Below are 17,492 nucleotides of genomic sequence, written 5' to 3'. Positions count from 1 at the left end.
GGAATCTGACGGGCGTTACGATAGCCCAAATTAGAAGTTGTGCGAGGGGTCGACTTTGGGAATGCGGACAGTACCGCCGCTGACGAAGCAGAAGCCGGATGGAACGACATATTCCCGCCGCGCAGACGTCGAGAAGTCGCTCGAAAGGCTCGTCGAACTACCGCGCTCGGAGGTGATCGCCGCCCTGAAGATACGAGATGCGCGCTCAGACCTCTATGTTCAGTCCGAGTGCGTCGTCCATCTGATCCGGGCCGCCCGCAACGACAACGACCAGTCCTACTTCGCCGAGCTCTATCGGGAATTGATGCGACGCATCGGTGCCGTTCTTCCGCGGGTCGAAGGCGAACGATCCGGCATGGTGGAGAACGTCCATGCGGCGGATGCTCGCGATCGCGTCCGAGACCTGTTCAACGAGAGGCTGAGCGTCGATCGCAGCGAGCCGGGATCCGCGCTCGACTATTTCGAGGTCATGTTCGCCGACGCCATCGCCGCCCTGCGCAAGACGGCCATGAAGAGGGCGACACGACAGGCAGCCCGGAGCGAACGCATCGAGGCCGACGACGAGACCAACGAACCGTCGCTCGCCGTCGAGAAGGCCGGCGGCAGCCTGGACCTGAAGCAGGAGCTGCTGTCGGAGGACCCGATTTACCGGTCCCGCGTCGTTGCCGCGATACAAGCCCTACCAGACAAGCAACGCCGGGTGATTGAGATGATACTCCAGGAAATACCGATCGACTCCTCGGACGAGGGCGTCCTATCGATCCGCAAGGCGATTGGGGTCTCGTCCGAGAAGACCGTCCGCAACCGTCGCGACGCCGCGTTCGCCTCGATTCGCAAGGCGCTCGAGATCGGATCAGACCATGACTGATCATCTGCCACATGACGACGAGGATATCCTCCTCGCATTCGCCGTAGAGCCGGCGCACGACCGTTCGACGCTCGAGCGGTATCTTCAGTCGTACCCGCACCTCGCCGACGACCTGATCGACCTGTCGCTCGACCTGCGTCTTCAGCGAGCGAGCGACGGCGCCAGCGCTCCGGTCGACGAAGCCTGGGTCGAGGAATCGTGGACGGCTTTTCAGGCGACTGTCCCTGCCGATGCCCCTGCAGGTAATACCGTCGCCGATCCATTCGCGTCGGCCACTGCGGACGAACTCGTCGCCCTGCGTCGGACGCTCGGCGTGCCGAGCGGCGTCATCCATGCCTTCAGTACGAGGCTCGTCGACATCGCGTCCGTTCCAGCGTGGATCGTCGAAACCATCGCGCAGGGCATCCGGGCGACCGCCGACGATATCCGCGCGTTCATGGCGGGATCAAACCGGCTTGCCACCGGACTGAGCTACAAGTCCGACGAAGCGCCCCACGTCGCGGACGGCAAGATATCGTTCGAGGAGCTTCTCGTTCAGTGCAAGGTGCCCGAGGAGAAGCGGCAGCGGCTTCTGGAAGATCGGGCCTGACCATTGGACGCCGTCGAACTCGCCAGACATCGGGCTGCCGCCCTCCATGCGAGCGCAGTTGCAGATGGTGCGGATCCCTGGTCTCCACAGGCGATCGTCAGCGCCGCCGCTTCGGCTATCGGGCTCGACATCGAGCCGATCGAGCCGGGCAGTAGGCTGCTGGCGGGTGGCCGCGCGCAGTTCGATCCCAAGAACAGGACGATCCGGCACGAAGACGCCGGCACGGATTTCTATAAGGTCTTCCTGGTAGGGCATGAACTCGGCCACGCAACGCTCGGCGACGATCGTATCGAGCATGTCGCCCATGACGTCGATCCGACCCGGTCCTCCGAAGCGGCACCGGTCGGAGAGGACCGCGTCGTGGATTACAGTCGGCGACAGCGCCGCGAGATCCAGATGGATCTTTTCGGTCGCGAGCTCATCCTACCTCGCAAGCGAGCCAAAGCCCTCCATCTCGACGGGATGACCGCGACCGAGATTGCAGAACGGCTGGACGCACCCTTCGACGTCGTCGCGATGCAACTGCTAGACGCGCTGCTGCTTCCCGAGATTGAGCCGCAGGCCGAAGATGCGGTGGAGAAGCCCCCGAAGCCCCTGAATGCCGAGCAGGCCGAGGCAGCACGGCATCGCGGCGTGCCATATCTGCTGGAGGCGGGTCCGGGCACAGGCAAGACCCAGACGCTCGTCGGACGCGTCGCCGGGCTCGTGGACGAGGGCGTCGACCCACGGAACATACTCGTCCTGACGTTCTCCAATAAGGCCGCTGGAGAACTATCCGAGCGCATCGCGGGAATGCGGCCCGAGGCGGCGTCGGCGATGTGGATCGGAACCTTCCATGCCTTCGGGCTGGACATCGTGCGGCGCTACCATCGGCAGCTGGGCTTCGCCTCCGAGCCCCGGATGATGGATCGGAGCGAGGCGACCGCGATCATGGAGCGGGAATATCTCGCCCTCGATCTCAAGCATTATCGCGAGATCATGGATCCGGCGAAGCCGCTGAAGGAGATGCTCGGCGCGATGTCCCGCGCGAAGGACGAGGTGGCCGGCCCGGAACGCTTCGCCACGCTCGCCCAGGCGATGCTCGATCTGGCTTCGGATCCGGCCGAGCGCATTGCCGCGGAGCGCTGCGCCGAGGTCGGCCTCGTCTACAGCCGCTACGAGGAGCTGAAGCACGCCGCCGGAGCCGTCGACTTCGGCGACCTGGTGTCGCTGCCGGTCACGCTCCTCGATTCCGATCCGGAAGCCGCGTCGATCCTTCGCAACACCTACACCCACATCCTCGTCGACGAGTATCAGGATGTGAACCGAAGCAGCGTGAGATTGCTCCAGCTGCTCACCGACGGCGGGATCAACCTCTGGGCGGTCGGGGATGCGCGTCAGGCGATCTACCGGTTCCGCGGCGCGTCGTCCTACAACATGTCGAGGTTCGCCACCGCCGACTTCCCCGGAGCGAAGGGTGGAAGGCTCCGCCTGAACTACAGATCGACGCCCGAGATCGTCGGCGCCTTCTCCGCCTTTGGTCGGGAGATGAAGGCCGGAACGAGCGACGCGGCGCTAACGGCTGATCGCCCTGCCACCGGGAATGCACCGGAACACGTGACGTTCGGAGACAACGACGACGAGGCCGACGCGCTGGCCGACGAGATCGAACGTCGGTCGGTGGACACCGAATACCGCGACCACGCGGTGCTATGCTCGGGCAACGACCGTTTGACCCGCATCGGGCGTGAACTGGAACGACGCGGCATTCCGGTCCTGTACCTCGGGAACCTGTTCGAACGTCCCGAGATCAAGGATCTGCTGTCCATCCTCTCGCTGCTCGTCGACCGCCGGGCCATGGGCCTCGTCCGAAAGCCGTCTCTCGCGGGGCTGGAGACCGGGCTCAGCCTCGCCGGCGCCGCGACTGTCGTCGAGCACTTGCGGGCTACCGACGCCGAACCACTCGCCTGGACCAACGCGAAAAATTCGCTGCCCAAGCTGCGTCAGGAAGATGCCACCGCGCTTCAGCGCATGGTCAACATGCTCGCGGGCTTCGAGGTCACGGGGAGACCGTGGCGGATACTGGCTCGACTTCTTCTCGACCGCACACCCACCGCCGCCCTTCTCGCAACGACCGACAGCATCGCCAGCCGGGCCATGGGCGTCGCGATCTGGCAGTTCATGGGATTCCTCCGCGCCCAGCGCACAGGGCCGGGCCTGCCGCTGCAACGGATGCTCGACGGCGTGCGCCGCCTCGTCCAGCTCGCCGACGAACGCGACCTCAGGCAGCTGCCACAGGCGGCTCAAGGTATCGATGCCGTCAGGCTGATGACGATCCATGGCAGCAAGGGGCTGGAGTTCCCGGTCGTGCACGTCATGGGCCTCAACAAGAACAGCCTTCCCACCTCATCCGCTACGCGCAAGCCGACCTGCCCGGTGCCGGACGGGCTGATCGAGGGAGATGACCAGGGGGAACGCAGCACCATGGCCCTGGCCGCGATGGACCACGACCTGGAGCAGGAGTGCCTCTTCTATGTGGCCGCCTCGCGCGCGCGCGACCGTCTCCTGCTATATTCGGCGAGCCGAACGGCACCGTCGGCAACCGGAGCCACGAGGCGTCGCGATCCCTCGCCCTTCATCGCCCGCCTGGGCGTGACGAGCACGCGCGCGGCGACACCGCACGCCGATCGCATCGGCGACCCGGAGGAAGAACCGCTACCGATCCGGCTCGGCCCGCCCATCAAGATCACGACGGCCCAGCTACACCTCTATTCCCGCTGCCGTCGCCGGTTCCTGTACACCCACGTCCTGGGCGTCGGCGGCAGGCGCACACCGACCATGATGACCAGCATGCACGACGTCGTACGCTCCGTGATCGACGAGATCTCGAGCAGGCAGCCCACTCCGGCGTCATCCACCGACGCCGCCACGGTCTTGGATCGGCTGTGGTCGGAAGGGCCGCTTGCAGGCGACGAATACCGGCTTCATCGCGAAATCGCCGACCTGCTCGTCCAGAAGTTCGTGGAGATCCGCGACGGTTCCAGTCGGCTCGATCCAAGCCCGATGCGCACACGCATCGGAAACAACACCGTGACGGCGATCGCAGACGACGTCGTCACCACGGCCGGCGGACGCCACGTCACGCGGATGATCAGGACAGGCCATCGCTCCTCCACGACCGGAAAGGATCTTGCGGATGCCGCCTTTCAGATGGCTGCGGCCGACGCACTGCCTGGCTGCGCCGTCGAAATCGTCCACCTCGGCGACGACGATCCCATCGTGCCGGTGACCTTCGACCAGAAGGATCTGGGCAAGCGATCGGAGAAGCTGGTCGAGGCGTTCACCGCGATCAGCGACGGACGCTTCGAACCGGAGCGTTCCGACCGGACGTGCCCCTTCTGTCCCGCCTTCTTCACCTGCGGCCCGATCGCGGAAGGCGGCCTGAAAAAAATCTTCGACTGAAATTACCGGTCGTCCGGTGCTGGCGAGATTGACCCTTTGAGACCGACGCAATGCCGCCGCGGTCGCAAGAGGAACACCAAGCCATGTCCATCACCGACCACCCCGACATCGACGACGTCGAGCTCGCCGCTCAGGAGGACCGCCCGCTGCGCCCCGGGCGCTACCGCGTGTCGTTCGCCCTCGACAGCATGGACTACCGCCCCATCGTTCTCGATGACCCCGTCCCGCTCGGCCGTCAGATCCTGAAGGCTGCGGGGATCAAGGACATCGATGGCCACTCGCTCTTCGTGATCACCCCCGAGGGCGATTTCGAGGATGTCCGTGCCGACGAGGACATCGATCTGCGCGATCGCGTCGCCCACCACTTCGTCGCCTTCAGCACCGACCCGCTCTACCGCATCATGCTCGACGACAGCCGCATCGTCTGGGGCAAGCCGAGCATCCCCGAAGCGGTCCTCCGCACCCTCGCGGGCATCGGCCCCGACAAGGCGGTGTTCCTCGAGGTCCGCGGAGGAACCGACAAGCTGATCGAGGCGGGCAGCGAGGTCGATCTCACCGCGCCCGGCGTCGAGAAGTTCATCACCGCGACGGTCAAGGTCACCTACTTCTTCTTCGTGAACGGCAAGCGCTACGAGACCGACAAGAAGAAGCTGACCGGAGCCGAGATCAAGGCGATGGTGCCCGGCTGGGACCCGACCCACGATCTGGCGCTGGAAGGGCACGGTGACGAGCCCGACCGCACCATCGGCGACGACGAAACCGTCAGCCTCGACCCGAAGCACGGCGTCCGCCGCTTCTCGTCGGTGCCGAAGGCGAACTTCGGCTGATGTCCGGCCCCGTCAGCATGCAGCTGGACAAGCTGCGCGAGCGGTTCGGCGGCGCTGACGTTCGGCCGGCGGTGAGCGGCACCATGCTCGTCACCGTGCCGAACGTCCGCCTGCCGGATGGGTGGTCGAAGCGCTGGACCACCATCCGCTTCATCATCCCGTCCGGGTATCCCTACGCGCATCTCGACTGCTTCTGGGCCGATGCCGACCTGAGGCTGGCGAACGGCGGTCAGCCGCAGAACACAGGAATCAACCCGATCCTCGGCGTCGCCGACCCCATGCTCTGGTTCTCGTGGCATCTGACTGCACCGTGGGACCCCAACCGCGACACTCTCACCACGTGGATGAACGTGGTGATCAACCGTCTGAAGGAAGTGCGATGAGCGGCATCAGATTCCCATCGCCGGTCTACCGCCAGCTGTCGGCGACGCTTCTCGACGCCGGAGGCGTCGAGAGCTGCGCGATCGCCTATGCCCATTACGTGGCCCACGCCGATGCGTGGATCGTGGCGGACGCGGCGGCTGTGCCCGAACACGCATACGAGCGGCGCGATCGCATCTCCGCCGTCCTGAAGGCGCAGTACCTGCTGGACGTCGCCAACCGCAGCCGCGTCACCGGCATGGCGGCGATCCTCATCCATACCCATCCCGATTGCTCGAACTGGCCGGCGTTCTCGACGACGGACGACAACGGGGAAGCTCAGCTCGCTCCCTATCTCGGAAGGCGTGGCGCGCCGGTTCCGCACGCCGCTCTCGTGATCAGCCCCAACGGCTGCCGGGCGCGGCGCCTGGGTTCCGGCGACGAGATCGGCGTATGGGAGGTTGACAAGCACCTGACGCTTCTATCGCCACGCCCGGACGGTGAGGCTCAGGAGCGCCATGATCGGCAGGTGCGCGCCTTCGGCGAACCGGGGCAGCGTCTCCTCAAGAGCCTCCGCTACTGCGTGGTCGGTGCCGGTGGCACGGGATCCCTCGTCTGCCAGCAGCTCGCGCACCTCGGGGCGACCGACATCACCGTCATCGATCCCGACCATATCGAGACCACCAACCTCAATCGTGTGGTGGGATCGACGCCGGCAACCGTCGGTTTCGCCAAGGTCGAGGTCGCCGCGGCCATGATCCGCAACATCAATCCCGATGCGCTCGTCACCGGGCTTCAGGCGGACATCGTCGATGGCGACGTAGCCAATCTCCTTCCGACTTTCGACTTCATCCTGCTCTGCACGGATTCGCATGCCAGCCGGGCGGTCGTGAACCAGGCGGCCCACCAATTTCTCGTCCCGGTGATCGACATGGGCGTCAGCATTACCGTCAAGGACGATGTCATCACGCACATCACCGGTCGCGTCCAGATGATCGCGCCGGAACTGCCCTGCCTCACCTGCACCGGCGCGCTGGACGGGAAGGCCATTCTGCGCGAACTGCGGACACCGGAACAGCGGGCCGCCGACCCGTATGTTCAGGGGGTTCACGAGCCCCAGCCAGCAGTCATCTCGATCAACTCCACGGTGACGTCGCTGGCCATCACCATGCTGCTCGGAGCCGTCACCCCGGTTCCGACCCGTCCGCGGCATCTGAGCTACGACGGCATTCGCGGCCGGGTGAGCGAGTTGGCTGCTGCCATTCACCCGGAGTGCATCGTCTGCTCGAGCGCAGGCGCACATGCGAAGGGCCTGTCGTGGCCAATGCCGGTTCGGCACGCGCCGAATGACGGAGAGGCAGCGTGACGGCGCCCGCCAGGTCGTTGCGGCTCGTGGGCCAGGCCGAGTACCGGGATGAAGCGGAAGCCCTGCTGAACGGGCCCGGGGACGCGGCGCTGGTCGTGCGCGGCCGCATCCGCTCGGTCGTCATGACCTGCCCCGATGGCTGTGGCGAGACGCTGGTCGTCAATCTCGATCCCCGCGCCGACAAAGCGTGGCGTCTCGACACTCGCGGAGAAGGCGTCACGCTCTATCCTTCGGTGTGGCGGGACGGCGGCTGCGAGAGTCACTTCGTCGTCTGGCGCGGCGTGCTGATCTGGTGTGACCGCTTCACTTCGGGGAATGTCGAACCGCGCTACGACCCCGACGTCGAGAAGCGGGTTCTCGCGGGGATGGACGCGACGATCCCGCTTACAGCAGAAGCCATCGCGGACGCGATCGACGAGATTGTCTGGGACGCGAATCGCGCTGCAAACCGCCTGGTCGGAAAAGGGCGCGCCCGAAGCTGGAAGCAGGACGGGACATGGTATTTCGTCAGAGCCGATGGAGAAGACGACGAGTGATGGGTATGCCGGCAGCCGGCGAAGGCGTTCGGTATCAAGTCTCGGAACCCATCACCTGAAGTCTGCGCGCCACGTCTCGGTGGTGAACCGCAGGCTTTCGGCCAATGGCGGCGTCATCGTGAACAGGGCGGGCTTCGGGCCGAACTCGTGCAATCGGTAGAGCCGATACCCGCCCCCCATCCACTCGGCGACCTCCAGCTCGTTGCGGGACATGAAGAACGGCGTCCGCGCCACTCCGCGCGTCGTCTTCACCTCGATGGCCAGATCATCGCCCTGTTCCGAGAAGGAGGCGATGTCGTAGCCGAGACCATCGCCGATCTCGACTGAGACGTGACGCACGCGCGCCGCAAGGTCCGGTCTGCCAGCCAAGTCCAGGCGCTTCCGTTCAAAATTCAACACGGCGTGCTCGCCGGCAAGCCCCAATTCGCGGTTGCGCATGTCCCGTTCGACGGGGTCGAACCGGCGAACCATCCGCTCCACCGTCGGCACCGGAGGCTCATTCCTCAGCTCGATGCCGGGAACGTCGACTATGCGGATCGTCGATGCCGAAGCCGTCGGCACCATGGCCAGATCACGCCCGCCGTCGCGGTCCAGATGCCGCTCGATCGCCTCCAGGATCGCGTCCTGGTAGTTGGCGCGTGCACGATATCCCCTGATGCCGGCGACACCGAGCTCTTCCAGCACCGCCGTGATGTTGCAGTGCTTAAACTCGATCGAGCCTTCCGAACGATCGACGCGTTCGGCCAGAGCCCGGCGATGTGCGGTCTTCGAAAAGGAGATGCCGCCAATCTCATCCCGCAGCATCGCGAAATAGTCGGCGACGATGGCGTCCAGCTCGGTATCCGACCAGTCTTCCCCACGCGCCATAGGCCATCCCGAAACCAAACCGCGGGCACGATACCAAGTCGCTCCCGACAGACCAGGCCCCAGCGCTCCTCAAGCTGCATATAGCGCATGCAAGCCTGATCCCAGCGGCCTACGCGGCGGCGGCGCGTTCTTCCGAGGCAGCCGCCGCGATGTCACGCAGCAGCCTCATCTGCTCGAGCGTCTCGGAAAACAGCCACTTCCGGGTCACCTTCCAGCCCACGATTACGGGGCGACGGTACTCGAGATAGCCAGCCCCCAAGACCGAATGCTCCATGAATGAGCGGCAGGATCTGGCCGTCCGCCGCTCGATAGCAGCTGTTCCGGTCCCACCCGGCACAGGCTCTCGAGCCCCTTCCCCCTGACGCCTGAATGAGCGGCCGGTTTTCTCGGTGGGCCGCTCGAAAGCGGACAGGCAGCTATCCACCCAGAATGACTTCAAGAGCAGCCCGTCCGTCCATAACCCGGCTCATCGATAAGGCGCCTTCCTATAAAACAAATATCGGCCTAAAGTTGATTTATAGAAAGGGCCTTATAAATCATGCGTTGGAACTGGCAGCTCCCCGACTGGCGCAAATTCACGTTCAACGAGGCCGCCCTGCACGACGCCGAGGCGCGCTTTCTCAAGGGCGCGGGCATTGTCGTCGGGTCGATGCATCACCTCGACGGGGCGGCCCGTCAAGGGATTGTGGTTGACCTGATCTCTCAGGAGATGGTCGACAGTTCGGCCATCGAGGGCGAGATCCTGGACCGCGACAGCGTGCAGTCCTCCATCGCTCGGCAGCTTGGTTTTGTAACGGACAAGCGTCGGTCCAGTCCAGCCGAGGCCGGCGCTGCGGAACTGATGGTAGATCTTTATCGGCGCTATGCGGAGCCGCTGACCGATCAGCTTCTGTTCGACTGGCATAGAATGCTAATGAACGGGCGGCGCGATCTGGCGGACATCGGCGCTTGGCGCACCCATGCCGATCCCATGCAGATCGTGTCCGGCGCGCTGCACGCGCCGCGCGTGCATTTCGAAGCGCCGCCGTCAGATCGGATTCCGGAAGAGATGGCGCGGTTCATGACGTGGTTTAACGAGAGCGCCCCCCGGGGAAGCGCGCCGATGCCGGCGATGACTCGGACGGCGATCGCGCATCTCTGGTTCGAGACAATCCATCCCTTTGAAGATGGCAATGGCCGGCTCGGTAGGGCCATTGCGGAAAAAGCGCTGGCGCAAAGCGTTGAGGCTCCGACGCTGACGGCGCTGGCGACGACTATCAACCGGCACAGAAAAGCCTATTATGCTCAACTGCATCAAGCCAGCCAGACCAATCAGATCGATGCCTGGGTAAGTTGGTTCGCCAACATCGTGCTGGAGGCGCAGGCGCGGACCATCGAGGACATCCGGTTCGTGATCGAGAAGACCAGGTTGCTCGATCGCCTGCGCGGCAGGATCAATGCGCGACAGGAAAAGGCACTGATCCGCATGATGGCCGAAGGGGCGGACGGCTTTGTCGGGGGACTCAGCGCCGGTAATTATCGCACCATCACCGATGCCACTTCGGCGACGGCGACGCGCGATCTGGCGGAGCTCGTCATGCTTGGCGCGTTGGAGCGGGTGGGAGAACGGCGATACGCACGCTACCACCTGACGATCGCCAACAGAAAAGGCGACGACAGCGTGGACGGCTAACGCCGCTCTCAACGCGATTCTCAGTAGATGACGGCTCTCGTCTCCTGTCCGATATGGCAACTTAGTGACCGGCGCACGGGTCGGAAGGAACGGCAATAAGGGTGGCGAATGCCCACACCGCTTATCCTCTGCCACGTGCTTTTGATCAGCTGCTCACGACGGTTCGATGCGGCCGTGAGCGACGCAGCCACGGCGACAATCCACTTCGATTTCGAGCGAAATTTCGACGATACTGAGGGACAATCATTGATCGCGACTGGAGAAAAACGAGGGCCAAATTCCTGCGATGGACTATCAGCAAAATGGCGCCTTTGAGGCCAGTTTCGACGTTGCTCGCCCCGCCCGGAAACGGCCCTTCTGAGCGCATAGGATCGGTGCTTGAATCGATCGAAATCAACGCTTGAATCAGATGAAGCCGGGGGCTCGGCTTGCGCTTTTTTCCGCTGGCGATGCCTATCAGCGTTATCGGTTTGCCGACGCGGGAGCGGCTGTTTTGCTAGGGTGCTTTTTTGTCGCCAATTGAGCCAAATCCTGAATCGCGCAGAGCCAGATTTCCCGCGCAATCCGTTTGATCTTCAGACTTCGGGATTACCACCATTGAGCCTTTCCGAGCGAACGGCGCATCGTCGATATCGAGCCAAAACAGCATCGCGAAAGCTGCGACAGTTTGCCTGTTTCGGCCATTTCGTACCATCGACATCGGCCCCGCCAAAGGTCCGCAGTTTGCTGGTCGATGATGGCTATCTGGTAGCCAGAACGCAAAATGAGCATTTGATGACTGGCTATCAGGCGCCCGTCGGGCTATTAGCTGCCACAGGAAATCGCAGTTTTCCGCCAGTCTAACGCACAGATTGAAGCAGGCACAACAGGGCAGCAGTTCCTCTAAATGCTGCACACCCTACACGGCACAGGCATGGCGCGCGAGGTGGCGGGCCGGAAAGCGCATTGCCCCTGTCCCCGCGCCGCGCTTTCTGCCATGCGCGCCGCGACACCAGACAGGCGGGATTCGGGGCATGACGGCGATCGGCATCTTGGGAAGCGCTGGCAGGATGGGCCAGGCGATCGCGGCGGTGGTGCCGGATCTCGGCGGCACCATCGCGGGTGGTATCGACGCGGGCGCCGATCGCGCCGCGCTCGCCGCATTGGCGGAGCGTGCCGACGTGCTGGTCGATTTCTCCAGCCCCTCGGCGCTCGCAGCCAATCTCGCCGCCGCGCGCACCGCCGGCACGCCGATCCTGATCGGCACGACCGGGCTCACCGCCGCGCACCACGCCTTCGTCAAGGAAGCCGCCGGCGAGATCGCGGTGCTCCAGACCGGCAACGTCTCGCTTGGCGTCACCCTGCTCGCCAAGCTGGTGCGCGAGGCGGCGGGGCGGCTCGGCACCGATTGGGACATCGAGATCGTCGAGATGCACCACCGCCACAAGGTCGATGCCCCCTCGGGCACCGCGCTGCTGCTCGCCGAGGCGGCGGCGGCGGGGCGGGGGATCGCCTTGTCCGACGCCAAGGTGACCGACCGCGCCGGGCTGACCGGCGCGCGTTCGGAGGGGACGATCGGCATGGCGTCGCTGCGCGGCGGCTCGGTCGCGGGCGATCACATGGTCGTGTTCGCGGGCGAGGGCGAGCGCGTCGAGATCGGCCACCGCGCCGAGAATCGCGCGATCTTCGCGCGCGGCGCGGTCACGGCGGCGCTGTGGCTGGCCGGTCGGCCCGCCGGTAGCTACACGATGGCCGAGGTCTTGGGGGTCTGAGGATTGGGCGTTTGAAGAAAGCCGACGTCGTCGAATTCTACGCGCGGCTCGCCGCCGACAATCCGCACCCCGAGACCGAGCTCGAGGCGGGCAACCCGTTCCAGCTCGTTGTCGCGGTGGCGCTCTCCGCGCAGGCGACCGATATCGGCGTCAACAAGGCGACGCGCGCCTTGTTCGAGGTGGTGAAGACGCCCGAACAGATGGTCGCGCTCGGCGAGGAGGGGCTGAAGCAGCACATCAAGACGATCGGCCTGTTCAACACCAAGGCCAAGAACGTCATCGCTTTGTCTGAAAAGCTGATCGCCGATTTCGGCGGCGAAGTCCCCGCCGACCGCGATGCGCTGGAGACCTTGCCCGGCGTCGGCCGCAAGACCGCCAATGTCGTGATGAACGTCGCGTTCGGCGCCGAGACCTTCGCGGTCGATACGCACATCTTCCGCGTCGGCAACCGCACGGGCCTGGCGCGCGGCAAAACGCCGCTCGCGGTCGAGCTCAAGCTCGACAAGGCGACGCCCGCGCCGTTCCGCCTCCACGCGCACCATTGGCTGATCCTGCACGGCCGCTACGTCTGCAAGGCGCGCCGCCCCGAATGCTGGCGCTGCGTCGTCGCCGATCTGTGTGCCTATAAGCCCAAGACGCCAGCGCCCGCATCACCCGCGAAACCCGCCTGACAAAACGGCTGGCGCAACGCCCCGCGCTTTGCTAGGCGCTTCCCCCCAGGCACCCGTAGCTCAGCTGGATAGAGCGCTGCCCTCCGAAGGCAGAGGCCACTGGTTCGAATCCAGTCGGGTGCACCAAAATCCCCAGTCGAAAATGATGACGCCCGCTTTCGTCGAAAGCGGCTTGCTCCGAAGTGATGGATTCGAACGGGGGCCAGATTCGCGGCTGCGCGTCACAAGCGATCGCCGGCGCAGTACGTCGGTTTTTATCGGGAAGTCATGGTGCCCGGGGACGGAGTCGAACCGCCGACACTGCGATTTTCAGTCGCATGCTCTACCAACTGAGCTACCCGGGCATGATCCGTTTCGGATCGGGGAGGCGCGTCCTTAGTCGGGCTTTTCGGCGCTGTCCAGCCCGCCGTTGCGCACCATGTCACGATTATCGGCATCTTCGTTCGCATCGACCGGAATCGTATAGCCCTCGCCGAGCCATTTGAGCATGTCGCGGTCGCGGCAGCCACGGCTGCAGAAGGGCGTATAGTCGGCGGCGGGGGCGTTGCCGCACAGCGGGCAGGGCTTGGTTCTGGCCATCATCGTACCTCGAAGCGGATATCGGCGCCGGTACGCCGAGCGAGCGCGTCGCGCCAGTGCGGGCGCGCGGCGAGCGCGGCGTGGACCGCCGGTGGAACATGGTGCAGCGCCGGCACCGGTGGCGGTGTGCGCTCGATCACGCGCAGCAGCGCGCGCGCGCGCGCGGCGGCGGGATCGGCGCGGAGCAGCTCGGGCAGCGATTCGCGCGATCGCCTGCGGATGATCTGGAGGAAGCCGAAGCCGTTGACGGCGGTGCGCTCGAACGGCTGCGGCAGCCCCGCGTCGATCGCCTCGGCGACCGCCTGGCGCGGCCCCTTGCCCGCGATCGTCGGGAAGTCGATCCCGATCGACCCGCCGATGTCGTGCCGCACGATCGCGGCGGCCACCGCCCGCGCCGCCGCCACCGCGAGCGGCTCCAGCGGCCCGGACCCGTCGACGTCGAACAGCGTCATCGCCGGCGTCGGGATCATCCGCAACGCCCCGCCGGGAAAGGCGATGTCGCCGGTAACCGCCTCCTCCAGCACCTCGGACCAGCCCGCCGCCTCGAAAGCGTCGCTCTGGTGCGGCAGGCAGGTGCGGACGGGCAGGGCGCTGGCGCCGATCCGCTCCAGCAGCGTCGGCGCGGGGCGGGGCGGCCCTTCGGCGGGCATGGCGCGTGGCGGCTTGTCGCGGCCCGCCTCGCGCACCGCCTCTCGCGTGATCTCGATCGTCAGCGCCGCGCCCTGGGTGATGCCCGGCGGCAGCGGCGCCAGCATCGCCTCGCCGCCCGCGAAGCGCACGCGCCCCTCGCGCCCTTTGGCCGTGATCTCGATCAGCCGCGCCGCCAGCACCGCGCCGACGCGCGGAAACGTCTCGTCAAGCTCGAGTCGCGCCTGAAGGCTGCGGCCGTCCTCGACCAGCGCGGCGCGGGCCTCGCCGATGCCCGCTTCGTACAGCCATTCAGCCAAGCGCGAACCCGCACGCGATCAGCAGCGCGCGCGTCTCGAACAGCGGCAGGCCGATCACGCCCGAATGGCTGCCGGCCAGATAGCGGACATAGGCCTCGGCGCGGCCCTGGATGGCATAGCCGCCGGCCTTGCCGAGCCCCTCGCCGCAGGCGACATAGGCGTCGATCTCGGCCGGCGAGAGCGGCTTGAACGCGACGATCGTATCGGCGAGGCGCGTGCGCGCCTTGCCGTTCGCGTCGATCGCGCACACCGCGCTGATGCAATGGTGGCGCCGGCCCGACAGCAGCGCGAGCAGTTCGCGTTGCACGTCCTCGGTCTCCGCGGGCGGCAGGATGCGGCGGCCGACCGCGACGGTGGTGTCGCCCGCGATCACCACCTCGCCATCAGCACGCGCCACCGCGGCGGCCTTTTCCTGCGCGAGCCGAAGCGCGTAGGCACGTGGCAGTTCGCGGGGGAGCGGGTTTTCGTCGATGGCCGGCGATTCGATTCGCGCGGGCACGACCCCGATCCGCGCGAGCAGATCGCGACGGCGGGGGGAGGAGGAGGCTAGGACCAGGCCGGCGGTCATCGATTCAGCACCCATGGATCGCTTGGCGCGTCACCACCCGCCGTTCGCCCCGAGCGAAGTCGAGGGGCAAGCGCGTCGCCTACGGTCGGGGCCTCGACTGCGCTCGGCCCGAACGGAAAGGGAGGTCGCCACATTATCGGTGACGGCAGCACCTCACTTGAAGCGATAGGTGATACGCCCCTTGGTGAGGTCATAGGGCGTCAATTCGACCAGCACCTCGTCGCCGACCAGCACGCGGATGCGGTTCTTGCGCATCTTGCCGGCGGTGTGGCCGAGGATTTCGTGATCGTTCTCAAGCTTCACGCGGAACATCGCGTTGGGGAGAAGCTCCACAACCTGTCCACGCATTTCGAGCAGTTCTTCTTTTGCCAAACAAACCTCTGGGTGAAAGCGGATTTCCGAATGAAGCGCGCCCATAGCCGGAAAGCGCTCCAAAGGGAAGCAGCCGGCCACCGCGCCGCGATTCGGGCGGATCAGGCCGGATTATACTGCTTCAGGAACGTTTCGAGTTCTTTGAGGAACTGGACCCGGTCGGCTTCGGAGGAGAGATGGTGATCGCCGCCGGGCTGTTCAACATAGCGATAGGTCTTGCCCGCCGCTTTCAGGCGCGAAACCATCAGCCGCGATTGCTTGACGGGCACCGTGGTGTCGTCGTCGCCGTGCATCAGCAGCACCGGAATCGAGAAATCGGCCGCGAAATTGGCGGGCGAAACCGCGGCCAGATCGGGCGCGCGCTCGCGGAAATAATCCTCGGTGCTTTTGCCGCTGAGAAACCGGTTATCGTAGCGGATCATCCCCGGCATGTCGGACACACCGGCGAAAGACACCGCGCAGCGATACACGCCCTTGTCGCGCTGTGCCGCGCGCAGCGCGGCGTACCCTCCGTAAGAGCCGCCGACGATGCACACGCGCTTGGCGTCGGCGATCCCCTCGTGCGTCGCCCACGCCACCGCGTCGGTCAGATCGTCCTGCATGGCGAGGCCCCATTGCCCCTTGCTGAGATCGGTAAACTTGGTGCCATAGCCCGATGAGCCACGGTAGTTGGGCTGGAGTACGGCATAGCCACGATTGGCGAGGAACTGCGCCCACCAGTCCCAGCTTTCGTCGTCGCGCGCGATCGGGCCGCCGTGCGGCATCAGGATCAGCGGCAGGTCTTTGGCTGAGCGCCCGCTCGGCAGCGTGAGAACCGCGTGGATCTCAAGCCCGTCGCGCGCCTTGTAGGTGATCGTCTTGACGGATGCGAGCTGCTTGCCAGCGAACCGACCGTTGATCTGCGCGTAGAAATGCAGGACGCCTTCCTTCGGAGCATACAGATAATAGCTGCCGGGGGTGGATGCGTTCGCCACCTTGACGAGCAATTGCGATCGGTCGTGGCTCCACGAAACAACCTCGGCGTGGCGGTTGCCAACCGCTTTGTCGAAGTCGGCCTGGATCGCCGCCAGCGTCGGATCGGTCCAGGATATGTGCTGGTATGTGTCGGTATATCGCACGCCGATCATCTGTGACCGCTCTCTGTCGATCAGGATGTCCTCGACGTCATAACCGGGCACGGAATAGAGCGGCGCGCCGCGTGTCATCGTCTTCAGATCGAGCGGGTAAAGCGTCGAGAAGCCATCGGCATCATCGTGGAAGGCGAGTGCCTTGTCCGGCTCTGGCAGGAACAGCACGGGACGATTGTCGAGCGAAGCGCCCACGCCCTGGGCGCGCTCGATCACCCGGAAGCCGGCGGTCGGCTGGTTCCGGTACAGCGCGCGAAGAGCGCGATCGAGGCCGGTATAGCCGATGCCGTACCGAACCACGCCGGCGCCGTCCGCGTACCAGTTGAACACCGTTTCGGTCGAATGCACGACCATCTTGCTGCGCCCGGTCGAAACATCGAAGTCGCGGACCTCGGGCCAGAACCCGAGTTCTCCAGGCAGGCCGCGCTGCATCGCGATCGCCGCGTGCGGCGAGCCGTCGTGCGCGATCCACAGAACATCGGCGCCACTCTGCCCCATGGGGTCGACCACAAGCGGGATGATCTGCTTGCCATCCGCGCTGATGCTGATCGTGCGGGTGACGTAATAGTCGATGCTGGTTATGCTTTGCTTTCTGCCGATCCTGGCCAACAACCACTGATCGTTGACCCATCGCCAGTCGTTGAGATCCTGTTCGGCCGGATCGATCGAAACGGCCTTGCTCTTGTCCGCGAGCGGCACGATCGCGAGCCGCTGTTTGCCGTGGATCGCGATCCGCGCGGCGATGCGCGTGCCGTCGGGCGACAATTGCGGCGCTTCGATGAAGGGGAGGGCCGCGAAGGCCTCCAGCGGGATCAGCGGGGCGGGGCCGGGCGATGTCTGCGCCGAGGCCGGCGAAAGCGCGATCGCGCCAAAAGCCAACAGCGCCGTACCGGCGCGCGCACGCATCCACCGCATCGTCATCCCCCCGGATATCCCCCCGCCGGCGCACCG

General features: G+C 65.5%; 18 protein-coding genes and 2 tRNA genes. 11 read left to right on the top strand and 9 right to left on the bottom strand.

All coding sequences use genetic code 11. The annotated features are described in order from the left end of the window. Window positions 1-61: 61 nt before the first annotated feature. Genes BLS81_RS07745 through BLS81_RS07715 form a run of 7 tightly spaced genes read left to right on the top strand, consistent with a single transcriptional unit; the run spans window position 62 to window position 7,987 of the window. The gene (locus BLS81_RS07745; RefSeq protein ID WP_093222784.1) at window positions 62-868 is read left to right on the top strand and encodes a hypothetical protein; all 807 of its coding nucleotides are present in this window, start codon (window positions 62-64) and stop codon (window positions 866-868) included. Further along, window positions 861-1,457 carry a hypothetical protein gene (locus tag BLS81_RS07740; protein WP_093222783.1) on the top strand — a complete coding sequence of 199 codons (597 nt, stop codon included), beginning with the start codon at window positions 861-863 and terminating at the stop codon, window positions 1,455-1,457. The genes BLS81_RS07745 and BLS81_RS07740 overlap by 8 nt, the downstream gene beginning before the upstream one ends. Window positions 1,458-1,460: 3 nt before the next feature. Continuing rightward, window positions 1,461-4,898: an ATP-dependent helicase gene (locus BLS81_RS07735; RefSeq protein ID WP_093222781.1), complete on the top strand. Its 3,438-nt coding sequence runs from the start codon at window positions 1,461-1,463 to the stop codon at window positions 4,896-4,898. A 50-nt stretch (window positions 4,899-4,948) separates the two neighbouring features. Next, window positions 4,949-5,725 (top strand): multiubiquitin domain-containing protein, encoded by a 777-nt coding sequence (locus tag BLS81_RS07730; protein WP_256326122.1) that lies wholly within the window; start codon window positions 4,949-4,951, stop codon window positions 5,723-5,725. Further along, window positions 5,725-6,108 carry an E2/UBC family protein gene (locus tag BLS81_RS07725; RefSeq protein WP_093222780.1) on the top strand — a complete coding sequence of 128 codons (384 nt, stop codon included), beginning with the start codon at window positions 5,725-5,727 and terminating at the stop codon, window positions 6,106-6,108. Before BLS81_RS07730 ends, BLS81_RS07725 begins: the two co-directional genes overlap by 1 nt. After that, the gene (locus tag BLS81_RS07720; RefSeq protein ID WP_093222778.1) at window positions 6,105-7,451 is read left to right on the top strand and encodes a HesA/MoeB/ThiF family protein; all 1,347 of its coding nucleotides are present in this window, start codon (window positions 6,105-6,107) and stop codon (window positions 7,449-7,451) included. The genes BLS81_RS07725 and BLS81_RS07720 overlap by 4 nt, the downstream gene beginning before the upstream one ends. Then, on the top strand, window positions 7,448-7,987 hold the full coding sequence (locus tag BLS81_RS07715) for a ubiquitination-like system serine protease family protein (protein ID WP_093222777.1): 540 nt from the start codon (window positions 7,448-7,450) through the stop codon (window positions 7,985-7,987). Before BLS81_RS07720 ends, BLS81_RS07715 begins: the two co-directional genes overlap by 4 nt. 51 nt (window positions 7,988-8,038) lie before the next feature. Here the strand turns inward: BLS81_RS07715 and BLS81_RS07710 are convergent, their stop codons facing one another. Next, a complete protein-coding gene (locus BLS81_RS07710; RefSeq protein ID WP_093222775.1) occupies window positions 8,039-8,854 on the bottom strand; it encodes a protein NO VEIN domain-containing protein in 816 nt (271 codons plus the stop codon). Window positions 8,855-8,963: 109 nt separating this feature from the next. After that, window positions 8,964-9,128 (bottom strand): hypothetical protein, encoded by a 165-nt coding sequence (locus tag BLS81_RS20720; protein WP_176787069.1) that lies wholly within the window; start codon window positions 9,126-9,128, stop codon window positions 8,964-8,966. Between the two features lie 264 nt (window positions 9,129-9,392). On the opposite strand from BLS81_RS20720, the gene BLS81_RS07705 reads away from it, so the two are divergent. After that, on the top strand, window positions 9,393-10,526 hold the full coding sequence (locus BLS81_RS07705; protein ID WP_093222774.1) for a Fic family protein: 1,134 nt from the start codon (window positions 9,393-9,395) through the stop codon (window positions 10,524-10,526). 496 nt (window positions 10,527-11,022) lie between these two features. Here the strand turns inward: BLS81_RS07705 and BLS81_RS20715 are convergent, their stop codons facing one another. Continuing rightward, window positions 11,023-11,175, bottom strand: coding sequence for a hypothetical protein (locus BLS81_RS20715; RefSeq protein WP_176787068.1), 153 nt, complete (start codon window positions 11,173-11,175; stop codon window positions 11,023-11,025). 364 nt (window positions 11,176-11,539) lie between these two features. Between BLS81_RS20715 and dapB the strand changes: the two genes are divergently transcribed. The 3 genes from dapB to BLS81_RS07690 all read left to right on the top strand — a co-directional run bounded on the left by dapB (window position 11,540) and on the right by BLS81_RS07690 (window position 13,074). Beyond that, window positions 11,540-12,277: a 4-hydroxy-tetrahydrodipicolinate reductase gene (gene dapB, locus BLS81_RS07700; protein WP_093222772.1), complete on the top strand. Its 738-nt coding sequence runs from the start codon at window positions 11,540-11,542 to the stop codon at window positions 12,275-12,277. Window positions 12,278-12,288: 11 nt separating this feature from the next. Further along, the gene (gene nth, locus BLS81_RS07695; RefSeq protein WP_093222771.1) at window positions 12,289-12,948 is read left to right on the top strand and encodes an endonuclease III; all 660 of its coding nucleotides are present in this window, start codon (window positions 12,289-12,291) and stop codon (window positions 12,946-12,948) included. Between the two features lie 49 nt (window positions 12,949-12,997). Further along, a tRNA-Arg gene (locus BLS81_RS07690) sits at window positions 12,998-13,074 on the top strand. 142 nt (window positions 13,075-13,216) lie between these two features. Here BLS81_RS07690 and BLS81_RS07685 read toward each other — a convergent pair. The 6 genes from BLS81_RS07685 to BLS81_RS07660 form a co-directional block, all read right to left on the bottom strand. Next, a tRNA-Phe gene (locus tag BLS81_RS07685) sits at window positions 13,217-13,292 on the bottom strand. A gap of 31 nt (window positions 13,293-13,323) precedes the next feature. Continuing rightward, entirely contained in the window at window positions 13,324-13,527 is a 204-nt protein-coding gene (locus BLS81_RS07680) for a DNA gyrase inhibitor YacG (RefSeq protein ID WP_093222769.1), read from the bottom strand. Then, on the bottom strand, window positions 13,527-14,474 hold the full coding sequence (locus BLS81_RS07675; RefSeq protein WP_093222768.1) for a ribonuclease: 948 nt from the start codon (window positions 14,472-14,474) through the stop codon (window positions 13,527-13,529). The genes BLS81_RS07680 and BLS81_RS07675 overlap by 1 nt, the downstream gene beginning before the upstream one ends. Beyond that, entirely contained in the window at window positions 14,467-15,042 is a 576-nt protein-coding gene (locus BLS81_RS07670) for a Maf family protein (RefSeq protein ID WP_093222988.1), read from the bottom strand. Before BLS81_RS07670 ends, BLS81_RS07675 begins: the two co-directional genes overlap by 8 nt. 153 nt (window positions 15,043-15,195) lie before the next feature. After that, window positions 15,196-15,414, bottom strand: coding sequence for a translation initiation factor IF-1 (gene infA, locus BLS81_RS07665; protein WP_010162480.1), 219 nt, complete (start codon window positions 15,412-15,414; stop codon window positions 15,196-15,198). Between the two features lie 101 nt (window positions 15,415-15,515). Continuing rightward, window positions 15,516-17,456 carry an alpha/beta hydrolase family protein gene (locus BLS81_RS07660; protein WP_256326121.1) on the bottom strand — a complete coding sequence of 647 codons (1,941 nt, stop codon included), beginning with the start codon at window positions 17,454-17,456 and terminating at the stop codon, window positions 15,516-15,518. Window positions 17,457-17,492: the final 36 nt, after the last annotated feature.

It is taken from the genome of Sphingomonas sp. NFR15, assembly GCF_900103265.1.
In the GTDB taxonomy this organism is placed as follows: domain Bacteria; phylum Pseudomonadota; class Alphaproteobacteria; order Sphingomonadales; family Sphingomonadaceae; genus Sphingomonas; species Sphingomonas pollutisoli.
This window is presented reverse-complemented; position numbering and strand designations above follow the sequence as displayed.